The sequence below is a fragment of the Chromohalobacter sp. 11-W genome (assembly GCF_029889905.1).
Lineage (GTDB): Bacteria > Pseudomonadota > Gammaproteobacteria > Pseudomonadales > Halomonadaceae > Chromohalobacter.
Genome location: NZ_JARANZ010000012.1, coordinates 70,697 through 84,217, shown reverse-complemented (window position 1 = coordinate 84,217; position 13,521 = coordinate 70,697). Strand labels below are relative to the sequence as shown.

Genomic DNA, 13,521 nt, shown 5'->3' with positions numbered 1-13,521 from the left:
GATGGAAGTCACTGCAAAGCTGCGTGGCGCTCGTTTATCCGCCCAGAAGGCCCGTTTGGTGGCTGACCTGGTGCGCGGTAAGCCGGTCGCCGAAGCACTGGATTCATTGACGTATTCGCCGAAGAAAGCGGCGAAGATCGTCAAGAAAGTGCTTCAGTCCGCCATCGCGAATGCGGAAGAAAACAATGGCATGGACATCGACGAGCTGCGTGTCTCGACCATCTGCGTCGATGAGGGCATGACGCTTAAGCGCATCCAGCCTCGCGCCAAGGGCCGTGCGGATCGCATTTTGAAGCGCACCTGCCACATCACCGTCAAGGTAGCCGAGAAGTAGGAGTCGACCAGATGGGTCAGAAAGTAAATCCGACAGGTATTCGGCTAGGCATCGTTAAGGATCACCGCTCCGTCTGGTACGCCGAGCGTGGTGCTTATGCCGATAAGCTGAATAATGACCTCGAAGTGCGCCGTTTCCTGGAGCAGCGTTTGAAGAACGCCTCCGTGAGCGACATCACCATCGAGCGTCCAGCAAATAACGCACGCATCACCATTCACACGGCCCGTCCGGGCATCGTGATTGGTAAGAAGGGCGAGGACGTCGATCGCCTGCGTCGCGATGTCTCCGAGATGATGGGCGTGCCGGTGCACGTCAACATCGAGGAAATCCGCAAGCCGGAACTCGACGCTCAACTCGTCGCACAGAACGTGTGCGGCCAGCTCGAGCGCCGCGTGATGTTCCGTCGTGCCATGAAGCGCGCCGTACAGAACGCCATGCGTCTAGGCGCAGGCGGCATCAAGATCCAGCTGTCAGGGCGTCTTGGTGGTGCGGAAATCGCGCGTACTGAATGGTATCGCGAAGGTCGCGTGCCGCTGCACACGCTGCGCGCCGACATCGATTACGCCACTTACGAAGCGCACACCACTTACGGCGTTATCGGCGTCAAAGTGTGGGTCTTCAAGGGTGAGATCCTCGGCGGCATCGAGGAAGTGCGTGCCAAGCAGAAACAAGCGCAGGCACCGGGGCCCAAGAAGAAAGGTTCCAAGTAAGGGGAGAGTGATCGATGTTACAACCCAAGCGTACGAAATTTCGCAAGGTGCAAAAAGGCCGTAACCGCGGTCTGGCGCATCGCGGAAGCAAGGTGAGCTTCGGCGAGTATGGCCTGAAAGCCACCGGTCGCGGACGTATCACCGCTCGCCAGATCGAAGCCGGCCGCCGCGCTATTACGCGTCACGTCAAGCGTGGTGGCAAGATCTGGATCCGTGTCTTCCCGGATAAGCCGATTACCGAGAAGCCGCTGGAAGTCCGTATGGGTAAGGGTAAGGGCTCCGTTGAATATTGGGTCGCCCAAATCCAGCCCGGCAAGGTGCTCTACGAGATCGAAGGCGTTTCCGAGGAGCTGGCGCGTGAGGCTTTTGACCTGGCCGCCCAGAAGTTCCCGGTCTCCACCACCTTTGTGAAACGGACGGTGATGTGATGAAAGCCCAGGAAATTCGTGAAAAATCAGTCGAAGCGCTTCAGCAGCAGCTGCTCGAGCTCCTCCGGGAGCAGTTCAACCTGCGCATGCAGAAGGCCACCGGCCAGCTGAGCCAGACCCATCTGCTCAAGCAGGTGCGTCGCGATATCGCTCGCGTTAAGACTGTGCTCAATGAGAAGGCAGGTGACTGAGATGGCTGAAGAAAATAATGCCCGCACACTGAATGGCAAGGTCGTGAGCGATAAGATGGACAAGTCCGTCGTCGTTCAGGTCGAGCGCCGTGTCCGGCATCCGATTTACGACAAGTACGTGAAGCGCTCCACCAAACTGCACGCCCATGACGAGGCGAATCAGGCGAAGGTCGGGGATACGGTCTCTATCGAAGAGTGCCGCCCGATCTCCAAGTTGAAAGCCTGGACGCTGGTCGAGGTGGTCGAGCAGGCCAAGGGCTGAGCAGGCCAGAGCCTTTCACCAGTGCAGTCAGTTTAGGTTTGGAGAAAACCGATGATTCAGACGCAGACAATGCTGGATGTCGCCGACAACAGCGGCGCGCGCCGGGTGCAATGCATCAAGGTGCTGGGCGGTTCTCACCGCCGTTACGCCCGTGTTGGTGACGTCATCAAAGTGACGGTCAAGGAAGCGATTCCGCGAGGCAAGGTCAAAAAAGGCCAAGTTCTCAAGGCCGTCGTTGTACGTACCAAGAGTGGTGTCCGTCGCACAGACGGTTCACTGATCCGCTTCGATGGAAATGCGGCCGTTCTGTTGCAAAACGCCAACGAGCAGCCGATCGGTACCCGTATCTTCGGGCCGGTTACGCGTGAGCTTCGCAACGAGAAGTTCATGAAGATCATTTCCCTAGCGCCTGAAGTGCTGTGAGGAGCGAGGCGGATATGCGAAAGATTAAACGTGACGACGAAGTAATCGTCATTGCCGGCAAGGACAAGGGCAAGCGCGGCACGATTAAGCGGGTCCTAAACGGAACCTATGTCGTGTCCGGTGTGAATATGATCAAACGTCACACCAAGCCTAACCCCATGCAAGGCAAGCAGGGGGGTATCGTCGAGCGTGAGGCCCCGATTCACGGATCCAACGTGGCCATCTTCAATCAGGAGACCGGTAAGGCGGATCGCGTCGGCTTCCAGATTCAGGAAGACGGTACCAAGGTACGTATCTACAAGTCGACGCAAAAGCAGATCGACGCCTAACGCGAGTCGGGTAGCAAAATGGCGAACTTGAAAGAACGTTATCAGAACGAGGTGGCAGCTCAGCTCCAAGAGCAGTTCAGCTATGCCAACGTGATGCAGATCCCTCGGATCACCAAGGTGACCCTCAACATGGGCATCGGCGATGCGACCAGCGATAAAAAGCTGATCGACAACGCCGTCGGCGACCTGGAGAAACTCTCCGGTCAGAAGCCGGTAGTGACCAAGGCGCGCAAGTCAATCGCAGGCTTCAAGGTCCGCGAGGGCTGGCCGATCGGCATCAAGGTGACTTTACGTCGCGAACGGATGTGGGATTTCCTCGATCGTCTCGTGAACGTCGCGATTCCGCGCGTTCGTGACTTTCGCGGTCTGAACCCCAAGTCCTTCGATGGTCGTGGCAACTACTCAATGGGTGTGCGTGAACAGATCATCTTTCCCGAGCTCGAATATGATAAGATTGATCGTATTCGCGGGTTGGATGTCACAATCACCACTACTGCCAACACCGATGAAGAAGGCCGTGCGCTGCTGAGCGCGCTGAACTTCCCGTTCAAGAAATAAGGGTGGGATCATGGCAAAGAAAAGCATGATTGAGCGTGAGCTCAAGCGCGCGAAGCTGGTAGATAAGTACGCGGCCAAGCGTGCCGAGCTCAAGGCCGTCATCTATGACGTCAACGCTTCTGATGAAGAGCGCTTCGACGCCCAACTGAAACTTCAGGAGTTGCCGCGCGATTCCAGCCCGGTGCGTCAGCGTAATCGCTGCCGCGTCACCGGTCGTCCGCACGGCTTCTACAACAAGTTCGGCTTGGGCCGCAATAAACTGCGTGAAGCCGCCATGCGTGGCGACGTACCTGGGCTCAAGAAGTCCAGTTGGTAAGCTACGCGAGAATCAGGAGCGCAACGTAATGAGCATGCAAGATACTCTGGCGGATATGTTTACCCGTATCCGCAATGCGCAGATGGCCACCAAGGAGACGGTTTCCATGCCGTCTTCCAACCTCAAGGTCGAGGTGGCTCGCGTATTGAAGCAAGAGGGCTATATCCACGACTTCACTGTCACGGAAGGCGCCAAGCCCCAGCTGACCGTTACTCTCAAGTACTTCGAGGGTAAGCCGGTCATCGAGCACATTCAGCGCTTTTCCAAGCCGTCCCTGCGCTCTTACAAGGGCAAGGACACGCTGCCGAAAGTCGCGGATGGTCTGGGCATCGCGATCGTCACCACTTCTCAGGGCGTGATGACCGATCGTGCGGCGCGTCAGGCCGGTGTCGGTGGTGAAGTCATCTGCACCGTATTCTAGGAGTTTGGAATGTCCCGCGTAGCCAAATATCCGGTGAAACTACCGAGTGGCGTCGAGGTCAAACTCGAGGCTAACAAGCTGACCGTCAAGGGCGGTCAGGGCACGCTCTCCATGACCGTGCATTCCGATGTCACCGTGGGCCAGGAAGAAGGCCAACTGACATTTAATCCGAGCGAGTCCGCCAAAAGCTGGGCGATGGTCGGAACCACCCGTGCGCTGGTACAGAACCTCGTTACTGGCGTTTCGGAAGGCTTTAGTAAGTCTCTCGAGATCAACGGTGTCGGTTACCGCGCGCAATCAAGCGGCAACACACTCAACCTGACATTAGGCTTCTCGCACCCCGTCGAGTATACGCTGCCTGAAGGTGTGACGGCTGAAACGCCGAAGAACACCACGATCGTGCTGAAAAGCGCGGACAAGCAGAAGCTCGGCCAGGTCGCAGCGGAAATTCGTGCCTTCCGTCCCCCCGAGCCCTACAAGGGCAAAGGGATTCGGTATGGCGACGAAGAAGTCCGCCGCAAAGAAGCCAAGAAGAAGTAAGGCAGGGTTATGAACGCGAAGAAAGAATCTCGTCTCCGTCGTGCCCGCCGCGCTCGCGCCAAGATCCGCGAGCTTGGCGTGTCTCGCTTGTGCGTCAACCGCACGCCGCGCCACATCTACGCGCAGATCATTTCGCCGGATGGCGGCCAAGTACTGGCCAGCGCATCCACGCTCGATAAGAGCCTGCGTGAAGGATCCACGGGCAATGCGGACGCCGCCTCCAAGGTGGGCGCTCTGATTGCCGAACGCGCAAAGGAAGCGGGCATCACCGAAGTGGCCTTTGATCGTGCCGGGTTTAAATACCACGGTCGTATCAAGGCCCTGGCAGATGCCGCTCGTGAAGGCGGCCTGGAATTCTAAAGGGTTTTACGATGGCGAATAACGAACAGAAGGGCGGCGATCTGCAAGAGAAACTCGTGCAGGTAAACCGCGTCGCCAAGGTTGTGAAAGGTGGTCGTATTTTCGGCTTCACCGCACTGACCGTCGTTGGCGATGGCAACGGTCGCGTCGGCTTCGGCCGCGGCAAAGCACGTGAAGTGCCAGTCGCGATTCAGAAGGCGATGGATCAGGCTCGCCGCAACATGGTGAAGGTAAGTCTCAGCGGCTCTACGCTGCAGTACCCCACGAAGGCCCGTCATGGCGCCTCCAAGGTGTTCATGCAGCCGGCGTCTGAAGGTACCGGCATCATTGCTGGCGGTGCCATGCGCTCCGTACTCGAACTGGCAGGCGTCCATGACGTTCTCGCCAAGTGCTACGGTTCCACCAACCCGGTGAACGTGGTGCGCGCGACTATCAAAGGTCTCGCCGCCATGCAGTCTCCGGAGGATATTGCCGCTAAGCGTGGTATGTCCGTCGAAGAGCTCGCGGGGTAAGGCATCATGGCAGCAGCAACGATCAAGGTTACCCAGACTCGTAGTACCATCGGCATTCTGGAAAAGCACAAGGCCACTATTCGTGGCTTGGGCCTGCGCCGCATCGGTCACACGGTTGAGCTGGAAGACACCCCCGCCGTACGCGGTATGGTCAACAAGGTTAATTACCTTGTGCGTGTTGAGGGAGAGTAATCCATGAAACTCAATAGTCTGAGTCCAGCACTGGGCTCGAAGCACGCCGAGAAGCGCGTCGGTCGTGGCATTGGCTCCGGTCTGGGTAAGACCGGCGGCCGTGGCCACAAAGGCCAGAAGTCACGCTCCGGTGGGTCCGTGAAGCCCGGTTTCGAAGGCGGTCAGATGCCATTGCAGCGTCGTCTGCCGAAATACGGTTTCACGTCCATCAAGTCGCTGGCATCCGAAGAGGTGCGCGTGGCGGAGTTGGGCAAGATCGACGGTGATATCGTCGATCTGGATAGCCTTAAGAAAGCCAACGTACTCAAGGATAATACCAAGTACGCGAAGGTGATTCTCTCCGGTGAACTGAACAAAGCAGTCACGGTTCGTGGTCTCAAGGTCACCAAGGGTGCCCGTGGCGCGATCGAAGCTGCCGGTGGCAAGGTAGAGGACTAATGGCTAAGTCAGGAAACATGCCGGCCAGTGGAAGTGGTCTGAGTGAACTTTGGGCGCGTTTGCGTTTCGTGTTCATCGCCATCGTGGTGTACCGTATCGGTGCCCATATTCCGGTGCCTGGCATCAATCCTGACCAGCTTGCTGCCTTGTTCAGGGAAAATCAGGGCACCATCTTGGGCATGTTCAACATGTTTTCGGGTGGTGCGCTGTCGCGCATGAGTATTTTTGCGCTGGGGATCATGCCGTATATCTCCGCGTCGATCATCATGCAGCTCCTGACGGCGGTCTCGCCTCAGCTGGAACAGCTGAAGAAGGAAGGTGAGGCTGGCCGGCGCAAGATCAACCAGTACACGCGCTACGGTACGGTGCTGCTGGCATTGATCCAAGCGACCGGCATGGCAGTCGGTCTGGTCGGACAGGGCGTCGCCTATAGCGGCGATCTCAGCTTCTACTTCACAGCAATCGTGACGTTTGTCGCGGGTGCCGTGTTCCTGATGTGGCTGGGAGAGCAGATCACCGAAAAAGGTATTGGTAACGGCATTTCCCTTATCATCTTCGCGGGTATCGTGGCGGGTCTTCCGAGCGCTATCGGCCAGTCTTTCGAGCTGGCGCGAAACGATGGGGCCTGGAATATCTTGCCGCTGCTGTCTTTGGCAGTCCTGGGGATCGCGACCGTTGCATTCGTGGTCTTCATCGAACGTGGCCAGCGACGGATCAAGGTGAATTATCCGCGTCGTCAGGTAGGCAACAAGATGTATGCCGGGCAGAGCAGCTATCTGCCGCTGAAGGTCAACATGGCCGGTGTCATTCCGCCGATCTTTGCCTCCAGTATCTTGCTGTTTCCGGCCTCGATTGGCCAATGGATCGGTGACGGGCAGAACATGGCCTGGCTGCAGACGGTGTCGCAAGCGCTTGGGCCGGGGCAGCCGCTGTACATCTTGCTTTTCGCGGCGGCGGTGCTATTCTTCTGCTTCTTTTACACGGCGTTGGTCTTCAATCCCAAGGATGTCGCCGACAACCTGAAGAAGTCGGGAGCGTTTCTACCGGGAATTCGTCCGGGTGAGCAAACGTCCCGCTATGTCGATAAGGTCATGACACGTCTGACGCTTTTCGGCGCCTTGTACATCACCGCAGTTTCCCTGATGCCCCAGTTCCTCGTGGTGGCCTGGCAAGTGCCTTTCTACTTTGGCGGCACTTCCTTGCTCATCGTGGTAGTGGTGGTCATGGACTTCATGGCCCAGGTGCAGTCGCATCTGATGTCGAATCAATATGAATCGGTGATGAAGAAGTCCAACCTGAAAGGCTATGGCAGCGGCGGTATCCTGCGTTAAACGAGCCCCGCTAGGTTTTTTGGAGAGAACGATGAAAGTTCGAGCTTCCGTCAAGAAAATGTGCCGTAACTGCAAGATCATTCGGCGCAATGGCGCGATTCGTGTCATCTGTAGCGAACCGCGGCATAAGCAGCGCCAGGGTTGATCCTGCGCTGACTTAAAAGCGGGTGTAGGCATACCCCTTGTCTCCAAGGAGACAAAGGGGTATGCTATTGCGCCCTTATAGACGACTAAACGAGCAAGCCGCTCAACATTCGGAGTAAGCTGATGGCCCGTATTGCAGGCGTCAATATCCCGGACAACAAGCATGCGGCGATCTCGCTGACTTACATCTTCGGGATTGGCCGTACGCGTGCGCAGGAAATCTGCGTCGCTACCGGCATCGCGCCGACGACGAAAGTGCAGGAGCTGTCCGCCGACCAGGTGGATGTCCTGCGTAACGAAGTCGGCAAGTATACCGTTGAAGGCGACCTTCGCCGTGATACGACGCTTAACATCAAGCGTCTCATGGACCTGGGTTGCTATCGTGGTCTGCGTCATCGTCGTGGTCTTCCGCTGCGTGGTCAGCGTACCAAGACCAATGCGCGTACCCGTAAGGGACCGCGTAAGCCGATTCGCAAATAAAACGCAGTTCTGGCGTTAAGACAGGAATAGACATCAACATGGCTAACCCGCGTAGTAACCGTAAAAAGGTGAAAAAGCAGGTAGTGGATGCGGTTGCCCACATCCATGCCTCTTTTAACAACACGATCGTGACGATCACAGACCGCCAGGGCAACGCTCTTTCTTGGGCGACTGCCGGTGGTTCGGGTTTTCGTGGTTCTCGTAAGAGCACCCCGTTCGCTGCTCAAGTAGCAAGCGAACGTGCAGCGACTGCTGCAGCCGAGTATGGTGTGAAAAACGTCGACGTGCTGGTCAAGGGACCCGGTCCCGGCCGTGAATCCGCCGTGCGTGCGCTCAATGCTGCGGGTTTCCGCGTGCAGAGCATTACCGACGCGACGCCCGTTCCCCATAACGGCTGCCGTCCGCCGAAGAAACGCCGCGTTTAAGGAGACAGATTCATGGCACGTTATATTGGACCGAAGTGCAAACTGTCTCGTCGTGAAGGCACCGACCTCTTTTTGAAGAGCGGTGTTACTCCCTTCGAGAAAAAGTGCAAATCCGAGCAGATCCCGGGTGTCCACGGCCAGCGCCGTCAGCGTCTTTCCGACTACGGCTTGCAGCTTCGTGAGAAGCAGAAAGTACGCCGCATGTATGGCGTACTCGAGAAGCAGTTCCGCAACTACTACAAGGAAGCGGCCCGCCTCAAGGGCGCGACCGGCGAGTTGTTGTTGCAGCTCCTCGAATCCCGACTGGACAATGTCGTCTACCGTATGGGCTTCGGCTCCACGCGCTCCGAAGCGCGTCAGTTGGTCAGCCACAAGGCAATCGCCGTGAATGGCCGTAGCGTCAACGTGGCTTCCTATCAGGTCAAGCCGGGTGACGTGGTGTCCGTTCGTGAAAAGTCCAAGAACCAGGCGCGTATTCAAAACGCCCTGGGAATCGCCGCCAACCGTGGCGATGTGACTTGGATCGACGTCGACTCCAAGAAGATGGAAGGCACTTTCAAGGCTGTCCCGGAACGCGGCGACCTGTCTGCCGACATCAACGAAAACCTGATCGTCGAGCTGTACTCGAAGTAATCATGCAGCCACTGCGTGATGCCGCCAGGCCCCATGCCAGGGCCTGGTTTCGAGTACCGAGTATCCGTTTGGCAGCCTGAAAGGTGTTCTTATGCAGCGTTCAGTGACAGAGTTTCTCCGTCCTCGCGACATCAAGGTCGAAGAGATCAACGCGAATCATGCGAAGATCGTGCTCGAGCCGTTCGAGCGTGGTTTCGGCCATACCCTGGGGAATGCTCTGCGTCGCATCCTGCTGTCTTCCATGCCCGGTTGCGCCATTGTGGAAGCGGAGATTGAAGGCGTTCTACACGAGTACAGCGCCATCGAGGGCGTCCAAGAAGACGTCATCGAAATTCTCCTGAACCTCAAGGACGTCGCCATCAAGATGCATGGCCGTGACGAAGTGGTTCTGACGCTGAGCAAGCAGGGTCCGAGTGTGGTGACCGCGGGCGATATCGCCGTCGATCATGACGTCGACGTCATCAACCCGGATCACGTTATCGCGCACCTCAACGACAGCGGCGAGCTGAAAATGGAGCTCAAGGTGGTCCGCGGTCGTGGCTATGAGCCGGCGGATACCCGTGCTTCTGAGGAAGACGAATCGCGCGCGATCGGTCGCCTCCAGTTGGATGCGACTTTCAGCCCGGTGCGTCGTGTGTCTTACTCCGTGGAAGCCGCGCGTGTCGAACAGCGTACCGATCTCGATAAGCTGATTATCGACTTGGAAACCGACGGCACCTTGGATCCGGAAGAGGCGATTCGTCGTAGCGCGACTATTCTGCAAGAGCAGTTGGGCGCGTTCGTCGACCTCGAAGCCGACAAGGAACAGGAAGTCGAAGAAGAAGAGGATCAGATCGATCCGATTCTACTGCGCCCCGTAGACGATCTCGAGTTGACCGTTCGCAGCGCCAACTGCTTGAAAGCCGAGAATATCTATTATATCGGTGATCTGATTCAGCGTACCGAAGTGGAGCTGTTGAAGACGCCGAACCTCGGCAAGAAATCCTTGAACGAGATCAAGGATGTTCTGGCAGCGCGCGGTCTTTCCCTCGGCATGCGGCTGGAAAACTGGCCGCCGGCGAGCCTGAAGGACGACAAGGCCTCTGCGTGAGCGCCGACTCGAGTCCCAGTTTGGTAAGGAATTTCAACCATGCGTCATCGTAAGAGTGGTCGTCACCTCAATCGTACGAGCTCGCATCGCCATGCCATGTTCAAGAACATGTGTGTGTCGCTAGTCGAGCACGAAGTCATCAAGACTACCCTGCCCAAGGCCAAGGAGTTGCGTCGTCACGTCGAGCCGCTGATTACTCTGGCCAAGCAGGACAGCGTCGCCAACCGCCGTCTGGCCTTCAACCGCACCCGTTCCAAAGAAACGGTCGGTAAGCTCTTCAACGAGCTGGGCCCACGTTACGTCGAGCGCCCGGGCGGCTATGTGCGTATTCTCAAGTGCGGTTTCCGCACTGGTGACAATGCGCCGATGGCTTATGTTGAGCTGGTCGACCGTCCGGTCGTAGAGGAAGCCGCCGAAGAGTAATCTTCGCCAGGCTTCGCCATCTCGGCACAATAAAGCCGGCCCCTCGGGGCCGGCTTTTTTATGCGTTGTTGATAGCCGGTATTGAGGTCAGGTCTCGGTAGTACTCGTTTCGCGCGTTGCTTTGGCGGTTGTGCGCTTGGCCAGGATCGGCTCCAGGAAGCGCCCGGTGTGCGAGACGTCCATCTTGGCGACTTGCTCTGGCGTCCCCTCGGCGATGATGCGTCCCCCGCCGGAACCACCCTCCGGGCCAAGGTCGATAAGCCAGTCGGCGGTCTTGATCACATCGAGATTGTGCTCGATGACCACGATGGTGTTGCCATGATCGCGCAAGCGATGCAGGACACCCAGTAATTGCCGGATATCTTCGAAGTGCAGGCCGGTAGTGGGTTCGTCGAGAATGTAGAGCGTCTTCCCAGTATCGCGTTTGGCCAACTCGCGGGCGAGCTTGACGCGCTGCGCCTCGCCGCCGGAAAGGGTGGTCGCGCTTTGCCCCAGGCGCACGTATGACAGGCCGACATCCATCAGGGTCTGCAAGCGCCGGGCAAGCGCCGGGACCGGCGAGAAGAACTCCAATGCCTCCTCGATGGTCATTTCCAGCACCTCATGGATGTTCTTGCCCTTGTATTGAATCTCCAGGGTTTCGCGGTTATAGCGTTTGCCCTTGCAGACGTCGCAGGGTACATAGATGTCGGGCAAAAAGTGCATCTCGACCTTGATCAGTCCCTCGCCTTGGCAGGCTTCGCAGCGTCCGCCCTTGACGTTGAAACTGAATCGCCCCGGTTTGTAGCCACGTGAGCGTGCCTCCTGGGTGCCCGCGAAGAGCTCTCGAATCGGTGTGAAAATGCCGGTATAGGTGGCCGGGTTGGAACGTGGCGTCCGCCCGATCGGGCTCTGATCGATGTCGATGACCTTGTCGAGCAAATCCAGCCCTTCGATGTGCTTGTAAGGCGCGGGCGTGAGGCTCGTCGCGCGGTTGAGCTCGCGCGTGGCGACGGGCATCAGCGTCGAATTGATCAGCGTCGACTTACCTGAGCCGGACACCCCCGTCACGCACACGAAAAGGCCCAAGGGTAGCTCGAGCGTGACATCCTGCAGGTTGTTGCCGTTAGCACCGGTGAGGCGCAGCATCTTCTCTGGATTGCCGGGGATACGGTACGGGGGCATCTCGATACGCCGCCGATCCGAGAGGTACTGGCCGGTCAGTGAGGCTTCGCATTGGGTTATCTGCTCGGGGGTGCCCTGGGCGACGATACGACCGCCGTGCACACCGGCACCGGGGCCAATATCGAGCACGTGGTCCGCTGCACGGATCGCTTCCTCGTCGTGCTCGACGACGATGACCGTATTGCCGAGATCGCGAAGATGCTCGAGCGTCTGAAGCAGCCTGTCGTTGTCGCGCTGGTGCAGGCCAATGGATGGCTCATCGAGGATGTACATGACCCCAACCAGCCCGGCGCCGATCTGGCTGGCCAGGCGAATGCGCTGTGCCTCGCCGCCGGAGAGGGTGTCGGCGCTGCGTTCGAGGGTCAGGTAGTCGAGCCCCACATTAACCAGGAACTCCAGGCGAGAGTGGATCTCGTGGAGGATCTTGGCGGCGATTTCACCCTTGCGGCCCGGCAGTTCCAGCGCCACGAAATAATGCCAGGCCTCGCCGATGGGCAGTTGCGAGACCTCGGGGAGAGGACGCCCGTCAATATAAACATGGCGGGCTTCCTTGCGTAGCCGGGTCCCTTGGCAAGATGGGCAGGACCGCACTGCCAGGTGCTTGGCGAGGTCTTCTCGCACCATGCTCGACTCGGTTTCGCGGTAACGCCGCTCCATGTTGGGGAGGACACCCTCGAAGGCATGTTCGCGCGTGACCTTGCGGCCCCGGTCGTTGACGTAGCTGAAGGCGATCTGGTCCTGTCCGCTACCGTGCAACACCACGTCGCGCTCGTGCCGGGCAAGATCCTGCCAGGGCGTTTCCAGCGCGAAACGATAGTGCTCGGCGACCGCCTGAAGCTGGTTGAAGTAATACACGCTACGCCGATCCCAGCCCTTGATGGCGCCTTCGGCCAGCGACAACTCGGGGTGGCTGATCAGTTTATCGGGATCGAAATACTGCCGCACACCGAGACCGTCGCAGGTCGGGCAAGCACCGGCGGGGTTGTTGAACGAGAACAGCCGCGGCTCGAGCTCGGCAATCGAGTAGCCGCACACCGGGCAGGCGAAGCGTGCCGAAAAGACGATGTCGTCGCGCGCGCCATTCATATCGTGAAGGATGGCGATGCCGTCGGACAGGCCGAGCGCAGTTTCAAACGACTCGGCCAGGCGCAGGGCCAGCCCCTCGCGTACCTTGATACGATCTACCACGACGCTGATGTCGTGTTTCTTGTTCTTGTCGAGCGGACCGAGCTCATCGAGTTCCACGGCCTGGCCGTCGACCATGGCGCGGACGTAGCCTTGGGCACGTAGCTCGGCCAGTAGTTGCTGGTGTTCGCCCTTGCGGCCACTAATGACCGGCGCCAGCAGCATCAGCTTGCTGCCTTCGGGCAATGCCAGAGCTTGGTCGACCATTTGTGAGACGGTTTGCGCTTCGAGGTCGATATCGTGATCGGGGCAGCGTGGCGTCCCCGCGCGGGCATAGAGCAGGCGCAGGTAATCGTGGATCTCGGTGATCGTGCCGACCGTCGAACGTGGGTTGTGGGACGTCGACTTCTGCTCGATGGAAATCGCGGGCGAGAGCCCTTCGATGTGGTCGACATCGGGCTTTTCCATCATCGACAGGAATTGGCGGGCGTACGTGGAGAGGGACTCCACATAGCGACGCTGCCCCTCTGCGTAGAGGGTGTCGAAGGCCAGCGATGACTTGCCGGAACCGGACAAGCCGGTAATGACGATCAACTTGTTGCGCGGTAGTTCGACGTCGATGTTCTGCAAATTGTGGGTGCGTGCACCCCTGACCAGAATTCTGTCCATGCCCACCTCGTGCCGGTTGCGCC

The 13,521-nt window shown here is 58.4% G+C and carries 23 protein-coding genes; 22 read left to right on the top strand and 1 reads right to left on the bottom strand.

From position 1 onward, the window contains the following. Position 1: 1 nt before the first annotated feature. The 22 genes from rplV (at position 2) to rplQ (ending at position 10,540) form a co-directional block, all read left to right on the top strand. Complete coding sequence (gene rplV / locus OP494_RS15435) at positions 2–334, top strand: 50S ribosomal protein L22 (protein WP_246901017.1); 333 nt, start codon at positions 2–4, stop codon at positions 332–334. 11 nt (positions 335–345) lie between these two features. Next, positions 346–1,044: a 30S ribosomal protein S3 gene (rpsC, locus tag OP494_RS15430; RefSeq protein WP_178999553.1), complete on the top strand. Its 699-nt coding sequence runs from the start codon at positions 346–348 to the stop codon at positions 1,042–1,044. Between the two features lie 14 nt (positions 1,045–1,058). Next, positions 1,059–1,472: a 50S ribosomal protein L16 gene (gene rplP / locus OP494_RS15425; protein WP_011505736.1), complete on the top strand. Its 414-nt coding sequence runs from the start codon at positions 1,059–1,061 to the stop codon at positions 1,470–1,472. Beyond that, positions 1,472–1,663 carry a 50S ribosomal protein L29 gene (gene rpmC / locus OP494_RS15420; RefSeq protein ID WP_011505737.1) on the top strand — a complete coding sequence of 64 codons (192 nt, stop codon included), beginning with the start codon at positions 1,472–1,474 and terminating at the stop codon, positions 1,661–1,663. The genes rplP and rpmC overlap by 1 nt, the downstream gene beginning before the upstream one ends. 1 nt (position 1,664) lies before the next feature. Further along, positions 1,665–1,925, top strand: a complete 261-nt coding sequence (rpsQ, locus tag OP494_RS15415) for a 30S ribosomal protein S17 (protein WP_040239407.1) — start codon at positions 1,665–1,667, stop codon at positions 1,923–1,925. A gap of 51 nt (positions 1,926–1,976) precedes the next feature. Beyond that, positions 1,977–2,348: a 50S ribosomal protein L14 gene (gene rplN / locus OP494_RS15410; protein ID WP_040239405.1), complete on the top strand. Its 372-nt coding sequence runs from the start codon at positions 1,977–1,979 to the stop codon at positions 2,346–2,348. 14 nt (positions 2,349–2,362) lie between these two features. Further along, positions 2,363–2,677 (top strand): 50S ribosomal protein L24, encoded by a 315-nt coding sequence (gene rplX, locus OP494_RS15405; protein ID WP_246976039.1) that lies wholly within the window; start codon positions 2,363–2,365, stop codon positions 2,675–2,677. 18 nt (positions 2,678–2,695) lie between these two features. Next, positions 2,696–3,235 carry a 50S ribosomal protein L5 gene (gene rplE / locus OP494_RS15400; RefSeq protein ID WP_040239400.1) on the top strand — a complete coding sequence of 180 codons (540 nt, stop codon included), beginning with the start codon at positions 2,696–2,698 and terminating at the stop codon, positions 3,233–3,235. Between the two features lie 10 nt (positions 3,236–3,245). Next, positions 3,246–3,551, top strand: coding sequence for a 30S ribosomal protein S14 (gene rpsN / locus OP494_RS15395; RefSeq protein ID WP_040239397.1), 306 nt, complete (start codon positions 3,246–3,248; stop codon positions 3,549–3,551). Between the two features lie 28 nt (positions 3,552–3,579). Continuing rightward, positions 3,580–3,972: a 30S ribosomal protein S8 gene (rpsH, locus tag OP494_RS15390; RefSeq protein WP_040239394.1), complete on the top strand. Its 393-nt coding sequence runs from the start codon at positions 3,580–3,582 to the stop codon at positions 3,970–3,972. A 9-nt stretch (positions 3,973–3,981) separates the two neighbouring features. Beyond that, the gene (rplF, locus tag OP494_RS15385; RefSeq protein WP_040239393.1) at positions 3,982–4,512 is read left to right on the top strand and encodes a 50S ribosomal protein L6; all 531 of its coding nucleotides are present in this window, start codon (positions 3,982–3,984) and stop codon (positions 4,510–4,512) included. Between the two features lie 9 nt (positions 4,513–4,521). Next, the gene (gene rplR / locus OP494_RS15380) at positions 4,522–4,872 is read left to right on the top strand and encodes a 50S ribosomal protein L18 (protein ID WP_040239390.1); all 351 of its coding nucleotides are present in this window, start codon (positions 4,522–4,524) and stop codon (positions 4,870–4,872) included. A gap of 11 nt (positions 4,873–4,883) precedes the next feature. Then, positions 4,884–5,384, top strand: coding sequence for a 30S ribosomal protein S5 (rpsE, locus tag OP494_RS15375; protein ID WP_040239388.1), 501 nt, complete (start codon positions 4,884–4,886; stop codon positions 5,382–5,384). A 6-nt stretch (positions 5,385–5,390) separates the two neighbouring features. Beyond that, positions 5,391–5,576, top strand: a complete 186-nt coding sequence (gene rpmD / locus OP494_RS15370) for a 50S ribosomal protein L30 (RefSeq protein ID WP_040239387.1) — start codon at positions 5,391–5,393, stop codon at positions 5,574–5,576. 3 nt (positions 5,577–5,579) lie between these two features. Then, positions 5,580–6,014 carry a 50S ribosomal protein L15 gene (gene rplO / locus OP494_RS15365; protein ID WP_040239384.1) on the top strand — a complete coding sequence of 145 codons (435 nt, stop codon included), beginning with the start codon at positions 5,580–5,582 and terminating at the stop codon, positions 6,012–6,014. Further along, positions 6,014–7,345, top strand: coding sequence for a preprotein translocase subunit SecY (gene secY, locus OP494_RS15360; RefSeq protein WP_040239383.1), 1,332 nt, complete (start codon positions 6,014–6,016; stop codon positions 7,343–7,345). The genes rplO and secY overlap by 1 nt, the downstream gene beginning before the upstream one ends. A 31-nt stretch (positions 7,346–7,376) precedes the next feature. Beyond that, entirely contained in the window at positions 7,377–7,490 is a 114-nt protein-coding gene (gene rpmJ / locus OP494_RS15355; protein WP_075369409.1) for a 50S ribosomal protein L36, read from the top strand. 122 nt (positions 7,491–7,612) lie between these two features. After that, positions 7,613–7,969 (top strand): 30S ribosomal protein S13, encoded by a 357-nt coding sequence (gene rpsM / locus OP494_RS15350; RefSeq protein WP_040239380.1) that lies wholly within the window; start codon positions 7,613–7,615, stop codon positions 7,967–7,969. Between the two features lie 38 nt (positions 7,970–8,007). Further along, a complete protein-coding gene (gene rpsK, locus OP494_RS15345) occupies positions 8,008–8,394 on the top strand; it encodes a 30S ribosomal protein S11 (RefSeq protein ID WP_011505752.1) in 387 nt (128 codons plus the stop codon). Between the two features lie 12 nt (positions 8,395–8,406). Next, positions 8,407–9,027 carry a 30S ribosomal protein S4 gene (gene rpsD, locus OP494_RS15340; RefSeq protein ID WP_040239375.1) on the top strand — a complete coding sequence of 207 codons (621 nt, stop codon included), beginning with the start codon at positions 8,407–8,409 and terminating at the stop codon, positions 9,025–9,027. Positions 9,028–9,118: 91 nt separating this feature from the next. After that, a complete protein-coding gene (gene rpoA, locus OP494_RS15335; protein WP_040239374.1) occupies positions 9,119–10,117 on the top strand; it encodes a DNA-directed RNA polymerase subunit alpha in 999 nt (332 codons plus the stop codon). Between the two features lie 39 nt (positions 10,118–10,156). After that, entirely contained in the window at positions 10,157–10,540 is a 384-nt protein-coding gene (rplQ, locus tag OP494_RS15330) for a 50S ribosomal protein L17 (RefSeq protein WP_040239371.1), read from the top strand. An 87-nt stretch (positions 10,541–10,627) separates the two neighbouring features. On the opposite strand, the gene uvrA is transcribed toward rplQ, so the two are convergent. Then, the gene (gene uvrA, locus OP494_RS15325) at positions 10,628–13,498 is read right to left on the bottom strand and encodes an excinuclease ABC subunit UvrA (RefSeq protein ID WP_280542125.1); all 2,871 of its coding nucleotides are present in this window, start codon (positions 13,496–13,498) and stop codon (positions 10,628–10,630) included. Positions 13,499–13,521: the final 23 nt, after the last annotated feature.